At 66.5% G+C, this 18,142-nt stretch carries 15 protein-coding genes, 3 tRNA genes and 1 pseudogene; 8 read left to right on the forward strand and 11 right to left on the reverse strand.

Annotated features, from left to right (window positions below; all coding sequences use genetic code 11):
* Nucleotides 1-4 precede the first annotated feature (4 nt).
* The 4 genes and pseudogenes from BN3789_RS07930 to BN3789_RS07945 form a co-directional block, all read left to right on the forward strand.
* A pseudogene (locus tag BN3789_RS07930) lies at nucleotides 5-682 on the forward strand (ABC transporter ATP-binding protein); the annotation flags it as partial.
* Between the two features lie 215 nt (nucleotides 683-897).
* A complete protein-coding gene (locus tag BN3789_RS07935) occupies nucleotides 898-2,136 on the forward strand; it encodes an ABC transporter permease (RefSeq protein ID WP_066832524.1) in 1,239 nt (412 codons plus the stop codon).
* A 261-nt stretch (nucleotides 2,137-2,397) separates the two neighbouring features.
* Nucleotides 2,398-2,862, forward strand: a complete 465-nt coding sequence (locus tag BN3789_RS07940; RefSeq protein WP_147569614.1) for a MarR family winged helix-turn-helix transcriptional regulator — start codon at nucleotides 2,398-2,400, stop codon at nucleotides 2,860-2,862.
* A 1-nt stretch (nucleotide 2,863) separates the two neighbouring features.
* Nucleotides 2,864-3,598 carry a YczE/YyaS/YitT family protein gene (locus tag BN3789_RS07945; protein ID WP_202615097.1) on the forward strand — a complete coding sequence of 245 codons (735 nt, stop codon included), beginning with the start codon at nucleotides 2,864-2,866 and terminating at the stop codon, nucleotides 3,596-3,598.
* 250 nt (nucleotides 3,599-3,848) lie between these two features.
* Here the strand turns inward: BN3789_RS07945 and BN3789_RS07950 are convergent, their stop codons facing one another.
* The 10 genes from BN3789_RS07950 to BN3789_RS07995 all read right to left on the reverse strand — a co-directional run bounded on the left by BN3789_RS07950 (nucleotide 3,849) and on the right by BN3789_RS07995 (nucleotide 12,290).
* Nucleotides 3,849-4,853 carry an alpha/beta hydrolase gene (locus BN3789_RS07950; RefSeq protein ID WP_066832527.1) on the reverse strand — a complete coding sequence of 335 codons (1,005 nt, stop codon included), beginning with the start codon at nucleotides 4,851-4,853 and terminating at the stop codon, nucleotides 3,849-3,851.
* 54 nt (nucleotides 4,854-4,907) lie between these two features.
* A complete protein-coding gene (locus BN3789_RS07955) occupies nucleotides 4,908-6,284 on the reverse strand; it encodes a lysylphosphatidylglycerol synthase transmembrane domain-containing protein (RefSeq protein ID WP_066832530.1) in 1,377 nt (458 codons plus the stop codon).
* Nucleotides 6,285-6,467: 183 nt separating this feature from the next.
* Nucleotides 6,468-6,544, reverse strand: a tRNA-Glu gene (locus BN3789_RS07960).
* A 16-nt stretch (nucleotides 6,545-6,560) separates the two neighbouring features.
* Nucleotides 6,561-6,634 (reverse strand) — tRNA-Gln (locus BN3789_RS07965).
* A gap of 309 nt (nucleotides 6,635-6,943) precedes the next feature.
* A tRNA-Glu gene (locus BN3789_RS07970) sits at nucleotides 6,944-7,020 on the reverse strand.
* 109 nt (nucleotides 7,021-7,129) lie between these two features.
* The gene (locus tag BN3789_RS07975) at nucleotides 7,130-7,810 is read right to left on the reverse strand and encodes an ABC transporter ATP-binding protein (protein WP_066832532.1); all 681 of its coding nucleotides are present in this window, start codon (nucleotides 7,808-7,810) and stop codon (nucleotides 7,130-7,132) included.
* Nucleotides 7,807-8,763, reverse strand: a complete 957-nt coding sequence (locus BN3789_RS07980) for an ATP-binding cassette domain-containing protein (RefSeq protein ID WP_079989187.1) — start codon at nucleotides 8,761-8,763, stop codon at nucleotides 7,807-7,809. The genes BN3789_RS07975 and BN3789_RS07980 overlap by 4 nt, the downstream gene beginning before the upstream one ends.
* Entirely contained in the window at nucleotides 8,760-9,656 is an 897-nt protein-coding gene (locus tag BN3789_RS07985) for an ABC transporter permease (protein WP_066832541.1), read from the reverse strand. Before BN3789_RS07985 ends, BN3789_RS07980 begins: the two co-directional genes overlap by 4 nt.
* Entirely contained in the window at nucleotides 9,646-10,641 is a 996-nt protein-coding gene (locus BN3789_RS07990) for an ABC transporter permease (protein ID WP_066832543.1), read from the reverse strand. The genes BN3789_RS07985 and BN3789_RS07990 overlap by 11 nt, the downstream gene beginning before the upstream one ends.
* Entirely contained in the window at nucleotides 10,638-12,290 is a 1,653-nt protein-coding gene (locus BN3789_RS07995; protein WP_066832546.1) for an ABC transporter substrate-binding protein, read from the reverse strand. Before BN3789_RS07995 ends, BN3789_RS07990 begins: the two co-directional genes overlap by 4 nt.
* A 202-nt stretch (nucleotides 12,291-12,492) precedes the next feature.
* On the opposite strand from BN3789_RS07995, the gene BN3789_RS13350 reads away from it, so the two are divergent.
* Entirely contained in the window at nucleotides 12,493-12,624 is a 132-nt protein-coding gene (locus BN3789_RS13350; protein ID WP_267872874.1) for a hypothetical protein, read from the forward strand.
* Between the two features lie 82 nt (nucleotides 12,625-12,706).
* Here BN3789_RS13350 and BN3789_RS08000 read toward each other — a convergent pair whose 3' ends face one another.
* Nucleotides 12,707-14,125 carry a CCA tRNA nucleotidyltransferase gene (locus BN3789_RS08000; protein WP_066832549.1) on the reverse strand — a complete coding sequence of 473 codons (1,419 nt, stop codon included), beginning with the start codon at nucleotides 14,123-14,125 and terminating at the stop codon, nucleotides 12,707-12,709.
* A gap of 419 nt (nucleotides 14,126-14,544) precedes the next feature.
* On the opposite strand from BN3789_RS08000, the gene BN3789_RS08005 reads away from it, so the two are divergent.
* The 3 genes from BN3789_RS08005 to istB all read left to right on the forward strand — a co-directional run bounded on the left by BN3789_RS08005 (nucleotide 14,545) and on the right by istB (nucleotide 18,050).
* The gene (locus tag BN3789_RS08005; protein WP_229254266.1) at nucleotides 14,545-15,660 is read left to right on the forward strand and encodes an IS30 family transposase; all 1,116 of its coding nucleotides are present in this window, start codon (nucleotides 14,545-14,547) and stop codon (nucleotides 15,658-15,660) included.
* 147 nt (nucleotides 15,661-15,807) lie between these two features.
* Nucleotides 15,808-17,301, forward strand: coding sequence for an IS21 family transposase (gene istA / locus BN3789_RS08010; protein ID WP_066832644.1), 1,494 nt, complete (start codon nucleotides 15,808-15,810; stop codon nucleotides 17,299-17,301).
* A gap of 131 nt (nucleotides 17,302-17,432) precedes the next feature.
* Nucleotides 17,433-18,050, forward strand: a complete 618-nt coding sequence (istB, locus tag BN3789_RS08015) for an IS21-like element helper ATPase IstB (RefSeq protein WP_459166426.1) — start codon at nucleotides 17,433-17,435, stop codon at nucleotides 18,048-18,050.
* Nucleotides 18,051-18,142: the final 92 nt, after the last annotated feature.

Consider the following 18,142-nt stretch of genomic DNA (forward strand, 5'->3'; position numbering starts at 1 on the left):
TGCCATGAGACCCGTCATCGACATGCGCGGCATCCACCGCATCTTCGAGACCGAAGCCGGATTCGCGCATGTGCTCCACGATATCGACTTCACCGTCGACCCCGGCGAGTTCGTCGCCATCACCGGCCCGTCCGGATCGGGCAAGTCGACCCTCATGAACATCCTCGGCTGCCTGGACACCCCCACCTCGGGCACCTATCTGCTCACGGGCCTCGATGTGGCCGAGCTCACCGACGACGAGCTCGCCGAGGTCCGCGCGACCCAGATCGGTTTCGTGTTCCAAAGCTTCAACCTGCTGCCGCGCATGACCGTGCTCGAGAACGTCATGCTGCCGCTCGCCTACACCGATTGCCCGCGTGCCGAACGCGAGCGCCGTGCCGTGCGCGCCCTGTACTCCGTCGCGCTCGCCGTGGACCATTACGACCACCGCGTGAACGAGCTGTCCGGAGGCCAGATGCAGCGCGTGGCCATCGCCCGCGCGCTCGTGAACGACCCGGCCATCATCTTGGCCGACGAGCCAACCGGAAACCTCGACTCCCACACCGGCGCCATGGTGCTCGAGACGCTGCACGCCCTGCGGCGCGCCGGAAAGACCATCGTGCTGATCACCCACGACCCCGGCGTGGCCGCCCAGGCGGACCGTACCGTCACCATCCGCGACGGGCGGCTCTACCATGAAGATGAGCGGCATGGGACGAAAACGAGGCGCCGCGGCGTGACCTCGCCCGCCGAGATCACGCAGGTGCTGGGCCGCCGTCCGATCGCCGATGCGCCAGACCCCGGAGCGGGCAGGCCGGAAGCAGATCCTTCCGCGAGACGCCCGCTTTTCGCCGTCCCGTCCCCTATGGGACACCCGCACCGGAAGACGGCCGCCGTCTTGGGAGGAGGTGCTCTCTCATGAGCCTGCGCGACCTGATCCGCGAGGCGCTCCGCTCGCTCGAGGCGAACCGAGGGCGCAGCCTGCTCACCATCCTCGGCATCGTCATCGGCATCGCGGCGGTCATCGCCATGACCTCGCTCATCGGCGGGGTCCGCAACATGCTCGTCGAGGGGCTGGGACTCAACGCCGCGCGCGCCGTCTACATCTCCCCCATGTACCAGATGACCCAAGACGACGTGGACGACCTCAGGCGCCTCATGCCCGAGTACGAGCTGATCGAGGGGTCCGCGTACGGCTACGCCCAGGTCTCGTCCGATAGCGGGACCGTCGACGTGGGCATCACCGGCGCCAACGCATCGTACCTCTCCATGACCGGTCAGGTCCGCCTGGCCGAGGGACGCCTGTTCACCACGCAGGAGGAGACGAGCGGCGCGCGCGTCGTGATCCTTGACCGCGCCGGCGTGCAGGCGCTGTTCGGCAGCGCTGACGCCAGCGTCGTGGGCAAGACGGTGCGGCTCGACAACAAGGACTACACCGTCGTCGGCATCGACGAGAGCATGCCCATGACGGGCAGCGGGAGCGGCAGCACCTACATCACCGTGTACATGCCGCTCGCCACCGTGCTCACCGACTTCAGCGGCGGATACGAGTACCTTTCGCAGGTGGTGGGCATCGCCTACGAGGGCGTGGACATCGATGCGCTCATGGAGACCACCAAGACGCAGGTCGCCGCCGTCATGGGCATCCCGGACGATCAGATCGACGAGGGCGTCTACGTCTACTCGATGAAGTCCCAGATCGACTCCATGAACGGCTTCATGAACTCCTTCTCGCTCATCATGGGCGCCGTCGCTGGCATCTCGCTGCTCGTAGGCGGTATCGGCATCATGAACATGATGCTCACGAACGTGACCGAGCGCATCCGCGAGATCGGCGTTCGCCGAGCCCTAGGCGCGACCCGACGCGACATCACGTCGCAGTTTCTCGTGGAATCGTCGGTGGTATGCGTGACCGGAGGCATCATCGGCACGGTGCTGGGATACCTCATCTCCTGGGGACTTTCCATCGGTGCGTCATCGCTGGGGCTGGTCAGCGCCATGGGCGGCATGGAGGGGGCCTCCATCTCCCCCATGATCTCCCCCGAGGCAATCGCCGCGGCAGTGGGGCTGAGCATCGCCATCGGACTCGTCTTCGGATTCTATCCGGCTCGCCGGGCGGCACGGCTCGACCCGGTCGAATGCCTGCGGTATCAGTAGATTGCGTTGCCGCCTAGCAGTCGGCTTGCCGTGATTGCGGGGCGAACTTCTGGGGACAGTCCCTTTTTGTTCACGACGGCGCACATGCGCCGTCGTGAACAAAAAGGGACTGTCCCCAGAAGTTCGCCCGGGATGCCGTTCGGCCCCGCTTTGCGTTCTGCTCCCACGCGGCCATCGAGCCCCGCCCGGTTTGACTTCCCGCGCCGGTCGTGCTATTAGTTTGCATGCACACTGTTTGTATACAAACTGTTTGGAGCATTCGTGGAGCACCGTCGATCCGAAAGCCTTCCGGGGGATATCCGACCCATACACCATGAGCTGCTGCGCGCCTTTTCCCATTCGAATCGCGCCATGCTCTCCAGGACGCGCGCCCTCGGCCTCAAGCCGGGCCAGCCGAAGGTCCTTGAATACGTCGTCGATCACGAGGGGTGCACGCAGCGCGCCATCGCGGACGCCTGCGTGATGGACCGCTCGACCACGACCAGCATCCTCGCGCGCATGGAGGCGGAAGGCCTCATCGCGCGCAGATCGGACGAAGTCGATCGGCGCAGCTCGAGCGTCTATCTCACCGACGCCGGACGCGAGGCCGCACGACGCGTTCTCGCCATCTGCGACGAGGTGGATTCGCTCGCCTGGAACGGTTTCACCGACGAGGAGCGCTCATCGCTCTCCGACCTGCTCGCACGCGTCATCGACAACCTGTCACATGATGAGGAGTCCCTCTAGCATGAACGATTCAACTGCATCGACCGCAGGCGCGGCTTCCGGGCTGCGCACCTCTCTTGGCGGCGACCGCCTGGCCCGCCGCTACCTCTGGTTCATCCTCGGCGTCGCCATCAACTCGTTCGGCGTCGCCTTCATCACCAAGGCCGCCCTCGGCACATCGCCGATCTCGAGCATCCCCTATGTCCTCGACCTTGCCTTCGCGCCCACCTTCGGTGAATTCACCTTCATCCTCAACACGGTCTATGTCGTGCTTCAGATCGTCCTGCTCCGTCGCGACTTCAAGCCCGTACAGCTCCTTCAGCTCGTCGTGAACCTCGTCTTCAGCGCGCTGATCGATGTCAGCATGTCGCTGCTGTTCTGGCTTGATCCGACCACCCTTCCCCTTCAGGTCGCATCCCTGCTCGGAGGATGCGCGATCCTCGGCTTCGGCATCGCGATGGAGGTCGCGCCGAACGTCATCGTCGTGCCGGGCGAGGGCATCGTCCGCACGATCTCGGCGGTCACGCGCAAGCCCTTCGGAACGTGCAAGGTTGCCTTTGACGTCACGCTCGTCACGATCGCCGTCATCTTATCCTTTGCGCTGTTCGGGCGGCTGAACGGACTCGGCGTGGGAACGATCGTGTCCGCCCTGCTCGTCGGGCGCCTGTGCAACCTCTTCAACCTGCACGTGCCCCTCATCGCGCGCATCGCCCGCCTCACGCGCTCGGCACACGGCGCCCCGGAAGACGCGCTGTAGGAATCCCGGCGCATCGCTTTTGAGACGGACCTCCGCACGGCAGATGCGCACGAGCGGATACGGCGACGCTCGCACGGCCCAGGCCCTTGTTCATTCATGAATGAGCGAGGGCCTGTTATGCGTTTCCGCAGGATTCGTTTGTTTGACACCTCTGTTCATTCATGAATGAGATGCAGCCGATACCCACAGCGAGCGCGGAACCTATGGGACTGAGTTCACCTCTGTGCCGAAGGCGCCCGCTTGCCCCACCTCACAGGTAGCGTGTGAGGAAATCGAGCACGAGATTCCTGTAGCGGACGGGGTCTGCATAGCTGCACGCCCCATGGCCCGCGCCCTCGAACACCGCCTTCTCCTTGATCGGGCTCGCGCAGGCGCTGTAGACCTCGTCGAGCATGCGGAAGGGCACGAACACATCGTCGGTGCCGTGGATGAACAGCATGGGAACGCGGGCACGCGCCAGGCGCTTGACGGCGCTCGCCTCCTTGAACCCGTAACCGGCGCGCACACGGCACACCGCTTCGGCGGCATCGAGGAGCGGGTGGATCGGCAGGTGCATCAAGTCGTTCATCTGGACGACGAACTCGTCCCAAACGCTCGTGTATCCGCAGTCGGCAACGATGCAGCGCACGTTGTCGGAAAGCTCGGCGCCCGAGGCCATCATGACCTCGGCGGCGCCCATCGAGACGCCGAAGAGACCGATGCGCGCTTGGGGGTCGAAGGCGACGAGCGCATCGATCCATCCCAGGAGGTCGCGCGCGTCGAGCCATCCCATGCCGACATACCGGTCGCGGTTGCGCTCGAAGCCGCGCGCCGCGGGAAGAAGGACCGAACACCCCATGCCGTGTGCCACACGGGCCTCGCGCGCAAGATCGCTCGGCTGCCCGCAGTATCCATGGCAAAGGACCAGGTAGCGGTGCGCGGTATCGGGGCTCGCGCTATCGCGCCGACCGTCATCGCCGGGTATGACGCCGGATCCCCAGATACGCCACCCGTGCAGCTCGCCCCCGTCGTGAGGGCGAATGGAAATATCGCGCTTGGACTGCTCGAACCACCGGCGCGCATCGGCCGGCGCGGGGTCGGAGCCCATGGCGGCGGCATCGACCCCGGTCACCTCGCCATCGTTGATGCGCGCCATGATGGAATGCTTGGCACGGGGGTTGAGCGCAAAGTCGAACAGCGCGTTGCCGGCGACGGCGAGCCCGGCGCCGCCTGCTGCGGCCGCACACGCTGTGATCACCCCAAGAGCTTGAATCATAACCATCCCTTCAATAAGGAAGCGCGCCCCGAGCGGAGCGCGCAGATCGTTCGTCTACGGTTGCGGATCGTGAGGACGCTGCTTCGCAAGCCTGGAAGGCGACACCGTGATGCCGTCGACCGCGCGGCGCACCTGCGTCCCTCGCTTGCGAGGCGCGCGTTTCGGCTGCCGTGCAGCGGGTGCGGCACCACCGGGACGCCCGATCGTATCGGCACCCTTCACGGCAGCGGCCTCGACCTGCTCGATAGCCGCAGTCTCCGCGGCGGATGCTGCGGCGGCGACTGCGGAGGGAGCGGACTTGACGTGCTTGTCGCGACCGAACCGGGCGATCGCGCGATCCCAGCGGTCATGGATGCTCGCGTTGTGCGAGCTCTTGAGCCCGAGCAGCGGAGCGGCCAGGATCGTCGGCGCGATGAACGTGATCAGGCGCCACAGCAGATAGCCCGCCGTGGCCGCGCTGCCGTAGAAATGGCCCAGAAACAGCGCGAACCCGCCCTCGGCGCCGCCCGTTCCGCCGGGCAGGGGCACGGCGGAAGAGAGCAGCTGCACGAAGGCGCTCGCCGCCATGACCGAGAAGAAGTCGACGTCGTGATGCCCGAACGAAAGCATCAGGAAGTACGGCACCAGATAGAAGAACGCGAGCTGCAGCATGGTGATCACGACGGTGAGCGCCATGGAGCTCAGGTGGCCTGCGGCAAGCTTGAACTTGTCGGAGAACGACATGACCTCGCTGTCGACGAACTCGTGCCAGCCTGCGGTCTTGTCCTTGGCCACGCCCACGCGCGCGAGCAGCGAGATGAGCCAATGCGCGGCCCGCATCACCGTGCGGGGCAACAAGGCGATGGCGAAGATCGCGAGCAGGATGCAGATATGCCCGCCGAAGCTGAAGACGCTGATGAGCGTGATGTTGCCGTATTGCTCCGTGAAGAACGGCATACGGGCGATCAGCAGGATGGCGCCCCAGGCAACGAGGCCGAACTGATAGACGATGAAGCGCGTGAACTGGATGGCGCCCGCCTCGCCCACGTTCTGGCCCGCCTTGGTCAGGCGATAGATCTGGGCCGGCGTGGAACCCATCATCATGGGCGTCAGGTTACCAAAGAAGATGCCGCTCGCCTCGACGGAGATGAGGTCTCGGATACCGACCGGAGAGGCCGGGTCGAGCCACACGGCGATCGCGTAGGCGGCGATTCCGAAGATGAGATAGAGCAGCATGCTGATGCATGCGACCACAAGCCACCCGGTCTGAACGCTGCCCATAGCGTCCAGGAACTGGGCGACCTGACCGGTCACAACAAGGTAGACAACGTAGGCGATCAAGACGATGCCGATGAAGATGGCACCGCGACGCGCACCCTTGTGGTCGTCTCCCCCGGAAGCCTCGGCGGCTACCCTGGGCTTGGAAGCCAGCTTGTTAGAAGAATCCGACATGCGTCTCCTCAGATAAGCATCCGCGCGCATCGCGGACGAGAACTCTAACCCTTCTATTGTACGGTTCTTTTTCCTGCCCCTGAAGAAATCCAAAAGGCCCCCGACAGTCGTCATAGCTGTCGACAAGATAGTTGGGGGCGGGGCGAGGTATGAAAAAAGGCTCCGAAGAGCCTTTGAAGTTCTTGGTAGCCCGTACCAGATTCGAACTGGTGATCTCCGCCTTGAGAGGGCGGCGTCCTAAACCGCTAGACGAACGGGCCATATGTAACGGACGAATGGCTGGGATGGAGGGAGTCGAACCCCCATTGACGGAACCAGAATCCGCTGTCCTGCCATTAGACGACATCCCATTGATGCATCCGTTGCGCTCGTGCGTTGCCGCCTTCGCGCAAGAAAGTATATTAGGGGACGATGACCGGAGGCGCAAGTACTTTTTTGAAAAAGTTTGCGGTCGTGGGGAAATCATGCAGACGGCAGGTCAGATGGGTTGGTTGGGGACGGGTTCATTTCAACCCACAGAGCAGCCTGTCACGCCAAGGGGTGTCCCCAGTATGCAAAAGTGCATACAAAAGGTACGTCCCCGATTTGCACTTAGGGCGAGGTGGGATTGGATTGGTATCGAGATATGAAAAAAGGCTCCGAAGAGCCTTTGAAGTTCTTGGTAGCCCGTACCAGATTCGAACTGGTGATCTCCGCCTTGAGAGGGCGGCGTCCTAAACCGCTAGACGAACGGGCCATGTGGTGTAGCGCCTTTGCGCAAAGAGAATATTACGGGATGACCGTCGCCGAGGCAAGAACAAATTTCAAGAATCTAAAAGTTGTGAAGCTCTTGCGAAGTGCGCAGGTCAGACGGCATGGCTCGAGCGCACATCAGGGGCGTCGACGTCCAACCCCACCGATACGCGCCGCGTTGCGATGCGATCGAGAAGGGCTGGGACGTGCGAGACCATGACGATCCCCATCTCCCGCTCCTCCGCAAGAGCAAGCAGGGCGCGCCACACCTCCGCCTGCGTCACCGCATCCAGCATGGCGCTCATCTCGTCGCAAATCAGGTAACGCGGATGAGCGAGAAGGGCACGCGCGATGCAGAAGCGCATGAGCTCGCCGCCCGACAGCTCATGGGGCAGACGGCTCAACCACTCATCCCGAATCCCGAACGCATCCATGAGCCCCTCGTCGCGCGCAGCCTGCACGGCATCGTCGACGCTTCGCGCGCACGCGCCCTCGGCGAGAGAGCGGCCCATGCGCATGCGCGGATCGAACGCCTGCTCGGGATGCTGCCAGATCAGCTGAACCGGACGCGGCCCCCGTATGCGCCTGGATGCGACGGGCTCGCCATCGACCAGGACCTCCCCTGCTTGCGGGGCCAGATACCCCGCGAGGATGCGGCAAAGCGTCGTTTTGCCCGCACCCGAGGGAGCGCACAGCGCCACGCGCTCGGCGGGTTCGACGGAAAGCGACCAATCGCAATACAGGCTCCTGCCACACGGATAGCTGAACGAGATGTTCCTCGCCTCAAGGCTCATCTTGTCCCCTCCCGTCCTGAATCGAAGTCTTTCGCGCTCCCCCGGTCGCGCGGCACCGCAAAACCGTGCTGCGGCATCGCGCGCCACAGCGCACGAGAGAAAGGATGCCCGAGAAGATCCGGGTCATCAAAGCTCGACGACGCCGTCTCCTCCACGATCGTTCCGTCACGGAAGACCGCCACGCGGTCGGCGACCGACAGCGCCAGGTCGATATCGTGCGTGATGAGCACGACGCCTCCCCCGCGGTCGGCAAACGAGCGCAGATCACCGAGCGCATGGACGGCAAGCTCGAGATCGAGGCCCGGCGTGGGCTCATCGGCCACGATCAGACGGGGCTCGTCCATGAGCGCGCACATCAGCAGCACGCGGCGCGCCATGCCGCCGGAGAGCTCATGCGGATACATCCGCTCGACCTCGGGGGCGAGACCGTAGGCGGAGAACAGCTCGCGCATGCGCTGCTCGCGGCGCGCCCGCTCCGATTTGGCGCACGCCCCGACCACCTGGCGCCCGATGCGCATGAGGGGATCGAGATGCTTCACGCTCTGCGGAACCAACGAGATCCCGTGACCGCGCAGGCGCGCGAGCGAGGAGGCGTCCATAGCCTCACCGTCGAACCAGATGCGCCCCGAAACCCTCGCGTTCGGCTCGTAGAGCCCCAAGATCGCATCGGCGAGCAGAGTCTTGCCCGATCCGCTCGCCCCCACGACGGCCACCACCTCGCCCTCGTGAACCGACAGCGACAGATGATGCAGCTGCTCGCGCATCACCCGCTCGGCGCGAAAGTACGGCCGGCTCTCGTCGTACATCGAAAACGAGACGGTCAGGTCCTCGACCGTCAGCAGATGATGGCTGCCGGGATGCCGCGAGCGAGCGGCATGCGTATGGTGATGATGCCGCTCTGCGTCCGCATGGGGGCCGTGCGGCATCGCGGGGAGTTCCGCTCGCTCAATCATGACTGCACCCCCTGGGGCGATACCAGGCGCCGAAGGCCCGAACCCATACGGTCGAACATGAGCACGACGAGCAGGAGCGCGAGGCCGGGAAACACCGCGAGCCACCAGGAACCGGCCGTAAGGTAGCCCATGGCCTCAGATAGGATCACGCCGATCGCCGGCTGCTCCGGCGACAGGCCGAACCCCAAAAACGTGATGGACGCCTCATGGAGGATCGCATGGGGGAACAGCAGCACAAGCCCCACGAGGTACTGCGGAAGCACGTAGGGAACGGCATGGGTGAGGGCCATACGCATCCCCGATATGCCGAGCGCACGGGAGCACGCCATGAACGGCTGGGCGCGCAGCTGCATGATCTCGGCGCGCAGCACGCGCGTGAGGCTCGGCCAATGCGTCAACGCCACGCCCACCGTAACACCCACCGCCCCACGGCCGAGCGCATAGCTCACCAGGATGATCAGGATCAGATGCGGAATGCCCATGACCAGGTCGATGAGCCAGCTCACGACGGCGTCCGCGCGAGGTCCGCCCAAGGCGGCGACCGTGGCGAGCGCGAGCGCGATGACCGAGGACACCGCGGCGGACAGCGTGCCGACGGCAAGCGAGGTGGCGATGCCCGCAAGCGTGCGGGCGAGCATGTCCCGACCCATCCAATCGGTTCCGAACAGGTGGGCGGCGCAAGGAGCCAGGTTCTTCTGGGCGAAGTCGGTCGCACCGGCAGCGGGCGCGAGCAGCGTCCCCGCGACCGCCACGCACACCAGCGCGACGGCGGCGAGCACGCACCCGGCAAGCCACGCGCGACGACCACCGCGCGCATACGGCCGCTCGATATCGTGGAAGAGCGTCAGGCCGTCCGCCTGGGCCCCACGCGGCCCCGGTTTGCTACCGAACATGGCGCACCTCCCGACGCATCCTGGGATCGATGACCCCGTAGAGCAGATTCGCCGCGAGGTTGCCCGCGAACACGACGGCCGCCGTGGCGAGCGCCAGCCCCACGAGCAGCGGGGCGTCTCCGCCCAAGCACGCCGTCACCGTCGCCTGGCCGAGCCCGGGGTACGAAAACACCTGTTCCACGAGGACCGACCCTCCCACGATCTCGCTGATCGACGTGAATTGCAGCGTCACGGCGGGCAGCAGCAGATTTCGCAGCACATGACGCACAACCAGCGACATCCCTCCCTCGCCGCGCGTCCGCGCGAGGCGCACGTACTCGCTCGCCATGACGTCGATGGCCTTTTCGCGCGTGTGCAGCGCGATGTTGGCCACCCCGGTCACCGACAGCGTGAGCGCCGGCAGTATCAGGTGATGCAGGCGCTCGGCCAGCGAGACGGTCGCCGCCGACGCGCCGATGGGGACGGAGAAGCCGACAGGAAACCACCCGAGCTGGACGGCGAACACCATCAGCAGCACGATCGCCAACCAAAACGTCGGCGTCGCCGACAGCACGTAGCAGTACAGGCACACGGCCCGGTCGAGCAGGCCCCCCTGCCGAACCCCCGCCGCGATGCCGAGTACGAGCCCGAGCGCACCCGAAATGAGCCACGCGGAGACAAGCAGCAGCGCCGACCCGGCGAGGCGATCGGCGACCACCTCGGTCACGGGCGCGTTGAAGCGCAGGCTGTCACCGAAATCCCCCCGAATCGCATCCGAGGCCCACTGCCCGTAGCGCTCCCACAGCGGCTCGCCCACGCCCCAGCGCTCATCGAGCTGCTCGCGCTTCTCGGCGCTCATCGACAGCAGCGCGGCCTGTCCGGTATTTGCCTGGACGGGATCGATGGGCGACGCACTGACCAGCGCGAACGTGACGATGCTGACCGCGACCATCAGCAGGGCGAAACGCGCTACCTGGACCGCGGTGTACCTCAGCGTGCCGATCATGCCTCGCTCCAGCTCCAGCGGTCGACGTTGTTGACGAGCGACCAGCCGTGTCCGTGCGGATGCGGCTTCTGGTCGGCCACGTCAAGGCCCGTGCGCTTGAAATAGAGGTGGTCGACGTTCGCGATCCAGCACCACGTCGCCGCCCCCTGCGGCGCGATCCCCTCGGTACCGTCCCACTGGGCGCGCTTCCAGTATTCGTACGAGACCTCGATATCGGTCTGGACGAGCGCCTGGTCGAGATAGGCGTCGACCGTCTCGCTCTCATAGCACGCGTAGTTGCCCCAGCCGGAGGAGTAGTTGAGCTCGTAGACCTCGACGGGCGAATTGGAGCCCCATCCCCACAGGACGGGCTGCTCGAACTCATGCGGGTAGATCTCATCCCAGCTCCCGCCGCGCGGCGTGACCTCGAATCCCAGGTCGGCGAGCTGGTTGGCCATCTCGTTCGCAATGGCCTGGCGGACCGAGTCGTCAGACGAGTACCACAGGTCGAAGGCGGCCCGGACACCGTCCTTGCTGCGCACGCCGTCGTCCCCGAGCGTCCAGCCCGCCTCGTCGAGCAGGGCCCTCGCGGCATCCGCATCGAAATCGACGCGCATGTCATCGCTCGACCACGACATGCCGTCGCCCACGCTGTACGCGAGCCCGCCGTAGCCGTTGATCACGTGATCGATGACCGCCTGGCGGTCGATGCCCATGTTGATGGCGCGGCGCACGCTGGCATCGCAGGTCACGTCGTTGCCCATGGGATACTCCGCGTCGCCGTCCATCTTGGTGCCGCCCGCGGGCACCGTCGGCAGCGACATGCCACGCGAGTCGACCGTGTCGTAGGCCACGAGCTCGTAGCCGTCGAATGCCTGCTCGGAATGGGTTGCGTAAGTGTAGGCGATATCGACCTGGCCGGCGCGGACGGCGGCAAGGGCCGCATCCTCGTCCATGAAGACCACGACGACGCGCTCGATCAGGGGGGCCTCGCCGTAATAATCGGGATTCGCCCGGAATATCGCCTGCTGGCCCCGGTCCCATTGCTCGAGCATATACCGGCCAGACCCGATAGGGTTCGCGCCGTAGCCGTCGCCGTAGGCATGCTCCGGGACGATGCCCAGCACGGCAAGCGTGTAGAGCAGCGCGTTGTAGGGCTTGTTCAGGTGGATCTCGACGACCGTATCGGAGACCGCCGTCGCCTGGTCAACCATGGAAAGGTCCGCCTCGGACGTGGTTCCCTTCGCGACGGCGTTCACGGTGAAGGCAACGTCGTGCGCCGTCAGCGGCTCCCCATCGGTGAAGACCACGTTGTCTCGAATGGTGAACGTCCATACCAGGCCGTCATCCGAGCACAGGTACTCGGTGGCCAAGTCGTTGACGAAGTTCAGGTCCCGGTCGGTGGTGATGAGTGTCGACTGGATGAGCGGCTCGTGCACATGCTCGCCGCACCCCCAGGCAACAAGCGGGTCGAATCCCGCAGCCGGCTCGCTGCCCGCGTTCATGGCAACGATGACCTGCGATGTCGCTTGGGCAGCAGAAGATCCTGCCGCCGAACCGGAACCGCCCTGATCCGAGCACCCGGACACAGCGCCCGTCACCGCGACCGTCGCGGCGATCGAGGCGCCCAGAAAGCCGCGGCGCGACAAGATCGTGTCGGTTGAGCGCATGGCGTATCTCCTTGATAAGTGTTACGAGTAGGTCCATTCGTGTTACGGGCATATCCTACTACTGACACTTTGTCAGAACAAGGGTACACGAACCACGCCGATGCGACGTTCGTTCCCTATTGCACGCATTCGCTCCCGAATCGTCGTGCAGGCACCCGACACGCGGTAAGATGGGCGCGACCCGAGTAAGGAGCAGACCGTCATGAAAAACATCATCCCGTTTATGATCGCCCTCGCCATCTCCGCCTGCCTTTGCGCCGGTTGCACGATGACCGAAAACGAAGTGACGAGTACCGGCAGCGGCGTCAGCGCCCATATTGAATTCGAGTTCTAGACAGGCCCGTTATACGGCGATGCCGCGTCCGCCATCCGTGACGGGCGCGGCATCGTATGCAGGCGGGATGGCCGGAGCCATCCTACAGATCGAGGAATGCCAGCAGGTCGTCGGTGCGGTTGGGCACCCTCCCCTGCATCGTCGCCTTCAGGGCCCGGCGCAGCAGCTCCCCGATACGCGGTCCGGGCTTGACGCCCGCGGCAATCAGGTCGCGCCCCGCAAGATGCAGCGTCGCCATGCTGTACGCCTCGTCGTTCGCGATGAGCTCTCGCACCATCTCGCGCATGCGCTCGATCTCCTCAACGTAATAGAAGCACGACGGGGCCTTGCCCAGCGCATCGGCGCGCTTGATGTCGAATAGCTCGCCCATGAGCCGCGGGGTGTCCATCCCCTCGCCCGAAAAGATGTGCATGACGCGCAGCAGGTCCTCCCGCTCGGCCATCATGGGCAGATCGTGATAGCGGATGAGCATGCAGGCATCGCGGATCACGTCGCCGGGCAGGGCGAGACGGCGCATAAGGTCCCGCGCCATATCGGCGCCGACCTCGGGATGACCGTAAAAGTGGCCGCGTCCCCTCTCATCGACCGTAAAGGTTTGGGGCTTGCCGATATCGTGCAGCAGCGCCGCCCACATGAGCGACGGCGAGGGCGGTTGGTCGGGATCTCCGCCGTCGATGCGGAAGCGGGAAAGCTCGCCGGCGACCGTCAGCACGCGCGCGATGTGCTCGTACACGTCAAAGGCGTGGTAGGGGCTCTGCTGGTCGAAACCGCGGCACGCGGTGAGCTCGGGCACGGCGGCGCACATGAGCTCGGGGTAGCGAAGCATCGCATCGCCGCCATGGGCGGTGCGCAGGATGCCGTCGAGCTCGATGCCCACGCGCTCCCGCGCCACCGCATCGAGCAGGGGTGCGCACGCGGCGAGCGCCTCGGCCGTACGCTCCTCGATCCAGAAATCCAATCGGCATGCGAACCGGACGGCGCGCAGCATGCGCAAGGCGTCCTCTTCGAATCGACGGCGCGGGTCTCCCACCGCACGGATGACCTTGCGCGCAAGATCGCCCTGGCCGTCATACAGGTCGAGAAGGCCGCGCTCGGGATGCCACGCCATGGCGTTGACGGTGAAGTCGCGCCGCGCGAGATCGTCCTCGACGCAGGTGGCGCGCGTCACCTCTTCCGGATGCCGTCCGTCGGTATAGAACCCGTCGAGCCGGTAGGTCGTCACCTCGATGCGCTCGCCGTCGATAACCGCCGTGATGCCGCCGAACTTGATGCCCGACTCCACGACCATGATGCCCGCGGCGCGCAGTGCCGCCTCGTTTTGCTGCCATGTTCCCGCGCAGCACAGGTCGACATCGTGGCCGGCGCCGCCCATGAGCGCATCGCGCACCCAGCCGCCCACAACCCAAGCCTCAAGCCCCGCCGCCTCAAGAACGCGCAGGGCACGCTCGCCCGCATACGAAAGCACGGTGCCGTTCAGCTGCGGTCGCACGCCGTTTTCCATGATGTCTGCCTCTCCCCATGGTCCCTCTCGACCAAAGTATACCGTTGACGCGCTCCCGTAAGGCAACGGACGGTCCCTTCGGGACAAACTCGCCTGAGTTTTTCGGCTCGCGTAGAGTTTCAACCTCAGTGCAACACGCCCCAAGGATTCCAGAACCCAGCGCAACGCGTTGCGCTGGGTTCTGGAATCCTTGGGGCGTGGGGCCGGTCGGCGGCCCCGGCAAGGAGGCCGGAATATGAAGGGCTCGAAGAGGGCGAAGGCCGCCCCGCTCGCCGCGCGGCGCGCCTACCCGAGGCTCACGCTCGACGACAGGCGGGGCATCGAGCGCGGCCTGGACGTAGGCGCGACCCGGCGCGACATCACGTCGCAGGCTCGGCAGGCCGCCGTCCACGGTGACGCGCGAGGTCAAGAGGAACAGGGTGTACCTGAGGCCCAGGGGCATGGAGGGCGAGCGGTTCCCCGCGGAGGGGCCGGACGGGCTGTGCGGCCTGCTCGCGAGGTCGCCGGGCGTGTGCAACGGGTGCAGGAAGAGGGCGTGCGGCTGCTCGAGGACCCCGAAGGCCGTCTACCGCGCGGCGAGGGCGCACGCGCTCGCCGACGAGGAGCTCCGGGGGGCGCGCAGGGGCGTGGACGAGACCGAGGAGGGCATGGCCATGAAGCTCGAGGTCATCCGCTCCGACCTCGCCCGCGGCCTGTCGCCGGAGCAGATCGCGGCCACGAGGCCGTCGCTCGGCGTCTCGAAGTCGACGATATACCGCTGGGCCGACGAGGGCTACGGGGGCATGAGCAACATGGAGCTGCGGCGCAAGGTCGGCTACAAGCCGAGGAGGAGGAAGGTCCCGCGCAGGCCGACGCCCCACTCCGACCGCAGGTCGCACGCCGCGTTCCTCGCGCTGCCGCGGGACGCGCGGGACGGACGCTGGGAGATGGACACGGTCGAGGGGCGCTCCGGCGACTCCGCCGTCGTGCTGACGCTGCTGAACAGGGCGACGAGGTTCCAGCTGGCGCTGCCGATGGCCGCCCAGACCTCGGCCGAGACCGTTCGCGCGCTGGGCGCCCTGCGCGCCCTGCTCGGGGAGGACGGCGTGCGCCGGGTCTTCGCCGTCGTGCTCACCGACAACGGCTCCGAGTTCGCCGACGAGGCCGGCATCGCCGCCGCGCTCTGCGAGCGGCCGGGCGAGACGAGGCTGTTCTACTGCGACCCGATGCGCTCGGACCAGAAGGGCTCCTGCGAGCGCAACCACGTCGAGATCAGGAAGCTGCTGCCGAAGGGCCGCGGGATATCCTTCGACCGGCTGGCGCCGGCCGACTGCGCCCTGCTGATGAGCCACGTGAACTCCGAGCCGAGGGGCTCGCTCGCCTTCATGTGCCCCTCGGCGATGCTGCTGGCGGCCTACGGGGACGACGCCCGGGCGCTCCTCGACGGGCTCGGCGTCGAGGTGCTGGACCCCTCGGAGCTCGACCTGACGCCGGGGTGCATCGAGCGCGCCCGCGCCGAGAGGGGTGACGGGCCGCTTGTGTTTGATAACGTCTGACTTGCGGATTTGATCACCCGGAGCTTTCGGGAATGGTCACGAAAAACTTTCGGGTTTGGGCATGGGCACGCCGACCATCCCCAACGGGGCCTAACGTTGTCGCTGCTACGGTTGCGACGATGGGAGGCCGGGAAGGAAATGATCGGCGTGGACAAGATCGACGATATCAGAAGGCTCGGGAGGGGCGGGGCGAGCGTCGCCTCGATCGCCCGGGAAACCGGGGTCTCCGAGCCCACGGTGAGGAAGTACCTGAGGGAGACCGACCTCTCCGAGAGGCCGCCGGCGGTCGGCAGGGCGCCCGAGTCGCCCCTGCTCGAGCCCTTCGCGGCGCTGGTCGATTCGTGGCTGCTCGAGGACAGGCGCTGCTGGTACAAGCAGCGCCACACCGCGAAGAGGGTCTTCGACCGGCTCGTCGCGGAGAAGGGCTTCGAGGGCTCGTACTCGACCGTCAGGAGGTACGTGAGGAGGAGGCGCGAGGAGCTCGCCGCCGAGCTCGACGCCCGCGAGGCGCAGGGGTTCCTGCTGCTCGACTGGCTCCCGGGCGAGTGCCAGGTCGACTTCGGGCAGGCCGACTTCCGCGTGCGAGGCGTCGTCACCCGCGGCCACTTCCTCGTGGTCACGTTCCCGCACTCAAACGTCGGGCTCGCGCAGGTCTTCTGGGGCGAGACCGCGGAGTGCGTCTGCCAGGGGCTCCGCGACGTCTTCGAGTTCCTCGGGGGCGTGCCGCTGCGGGCCGTGTTCGACAACGCCACCGAGGTCGGCCGCAGGGTCGGCGCCGAGATGAGGACCTCGGCGCTCTTCCGCCGGTTCGCCGCGCACTACGGGCTCGACTACAGCTTCACCAACCCCTACTCGGGGAACGAGAAGGGCTCCGTGGAGAACAAGGTCGGGACGCTCAGGCGCAACCTCTTCGTCCCGGTCCCGCAGGTCTGGGACGTGAAGGCCTACAACGAGCGGCTGCTCGGGACGTGCCTGGCGCTCTCGGACGGCAAGCCGCACTACCGCAAGGGCGCGAGCGAGTCCGAGCTCTTCGGGGACGACCGCGCCGCGCTCTCGCCGCTGCCCGCGGCTCCGTTCGCGTGCGTGACGTGGCTCACCAGGAGGTGCGACAAGCAGGGCTCGTTCAGGGCGGGCGGCGAGCACCGCTACTCGGCGGGGCCCGTCAACGCCTCCCGCGAGGTCGCCGTCGCGATGGGCGCCTTCGACGTCACGGTCGTCGGCGCCGGAGGCGAGGTCGTCGCCGAGTACCCGCGCGAGTGGGGCGACGCGCCGACGGACTCCGCCGACCCAATGCTGCAGCTGAGGCTGCTCTGCGTGCGCCCCGGCGGCTGGCGCGACAGCGTCGTGCGGGGGTCCCTGCCCGAGCAGCTCGTGGCGTTCCTCGACTCGGAGTCGCCCGCCGACCTCGGAGCCGACCTCAGGGCGCTGCGCGACGTGAGCGCCAGGCGGGGCTGGGCGGCGACCGTGGAGGGCGCGCTGAGGTCGCTCGGGGCCACGGGCGGCGTCGACGCCGCCACCCTGGAGCTCGCCGCCGCTAGGGCGGCCGCCGGCGACGCGCTCGTCGAGTACGACGAGCCGGTCGACCTCGCGGGGTACGACCGGGCCTTCGAGCTGCTGGAGGGGGGCGCCGCCAGTGCCTAGGATCCCGGAGCCGAGCGCGCGACGGAGCGCCTGCGCTGCCTGGTCGCTGTCTCTTATCGAAGGCGACGATAGCGTGGTTCCTCGAGACGGCGACCCCGGGCCAGCTCGCCGCGTGCTCGGGGATGCTCGCGGTGTGCGAGCTCTTGAGCCGGAGCGGCGGAGCGGCCAGGCTGCTGCGCCAGGCCCGCTTCCCCGTGCCCAAGGCCGTGGAGGGGTTCGACTGGTCCAACGTGCGCTTTCCCGAGGGCTGGGGCCGAGACGAGATGCTCTCGCTCGACTTCGTGGAGCGCGCCGAGGACCTCGTCTTCCACGGCCCGACCGGCCGCGGCAAGACGCACGTGGCGACGGCCCTCGGCATCGAGGCGACCCGGCGCGGGGTGCCCGTGCGCTTCTTCCAGACGGCGGCGCTGGTGCTGCAGCTCGGCAAGGCGAAGCGCGAGGGGACGCTCGACAGGCTGCTGGCGGACGTCGGCAGGGCCGAGCTCGTGATCCTCGACGAGTTCGGCTACGTCCCCTTCGACGTCGACGGCGCGCGCCTGCTCTACCAGGTCATATCCGACTCTTACGAAAGGAGGAGCATAGTGTTCACCACGAACGTCGAGTTCAGCCGGTGGGGCACGGTCTTCGCGGACGACAAGCTCGCCGCCGCGATCGTGGACCGCGTCGTCCACCACGGCAGGCTCGTCGAGTTCGGCGGCCCAAGCCACCGTCTCGAGGAGTCACTCATGCTGGGCAATTTGGCACGCTAGCGGCGCGCCCGTGACCGAACCCGAAAAAGTTGCGTGCCCAAACCCGAAAGTTTTCCGTGATCATTTCAGAAAGACGGACTTGACCAAACACA

Source organism: Collinsella ihumii (genome assembly GCF_900046475.1).
Lineage (GTDB): Bacteria > Actinomycetota > Coriobacteriia > Coriobacteriales > Coriobacteriaceae > Collinsella > Collinsella ihumii.

Excerpts from the sequence above, each read along its gene's own strand:
- BN3789_RS07935 (WP_066832524.1), top strand. The coding sequence starts at position 898 with ATGAGCCTGCGCGACCTGATCCGCGAGGCGCTCCGCTCGCTCGAGGCG.
- BN3789_RS07945 (WP_202615097.1), top strand. The coding sequence starts at position 2,864 with ATGAACGATTCAACTGCATCGACCGCAGGCGCGGCTTCCGGGCTGCGC.
- BN3789_RS07950 (WP_066832527.1), bottom strand. The coding sequence starts at position 4,853 with ATGATTCAAGCTCTTGGGGTGATCACAGCGTGTGCGGCCGCAGCAGGC.
- BN3789_RS07955 (WP_066832530.1), bottom strand. The coding sequence starts at position 6,284 with ATGTCGGATTCTTCTAACAAGCTGGCTTCCAAGCCCAGGGTAGCCGCC.
- BN3789_RS07975 (WP_066832532.1), bottom strand. The coding sequence starts at position 7,810 with ATGAGCCTTGAGGCGAGGAACATCTCGTTCAGCTATCCGTGTGGCAGG.
- BN3789_RS07980 (WP_079989187.1), bottom strand. The coding sequence starts at position 8,763 with ATGATTGAGCGAGCGGAACTCCCCGCGATGCCGCACGGCCCCCATGCG.
- BN3789_RS07985 (WP_066832541.1), bottom strand. The coding sequence starts at position 9,656 with ATGTTCGGTAGCAAACCGGGGCCGCGTGGGGCCCAGGCGGACGGCCTG.
- BN3789_RS07990 (WP_066832543.1), bottom strand. The coding sequence starts at position 10,641 with ATGATCGGCACGCTGAGGTACACCGCGGTCCAGGTAGCGCGTTTCGCC.
- BN3789_RS07995 (WP_066832546.1), bottom strand. The coding sequence starts at position 12,290 with ATGCGCTCAACCGACACGATCTTGTCGCGCCGCGGCTTTCTGGGCGCC.
- BN3789_RS13350 (WP_267872874.1), top strand. The coding sequence starts at position 12,493 with ATGAAAAACATCATCCCGTTTATGATCGCCCTCGCCATCTCCGCCTGC.
- BN3789_RS08000 (WP_066832549.1), bottom strand. The coding sequence starts at position 14,125 with ATGGAAAACGGCGTGCGACCGCAGCTGAACGGCACCGTGCTTTCGTAT.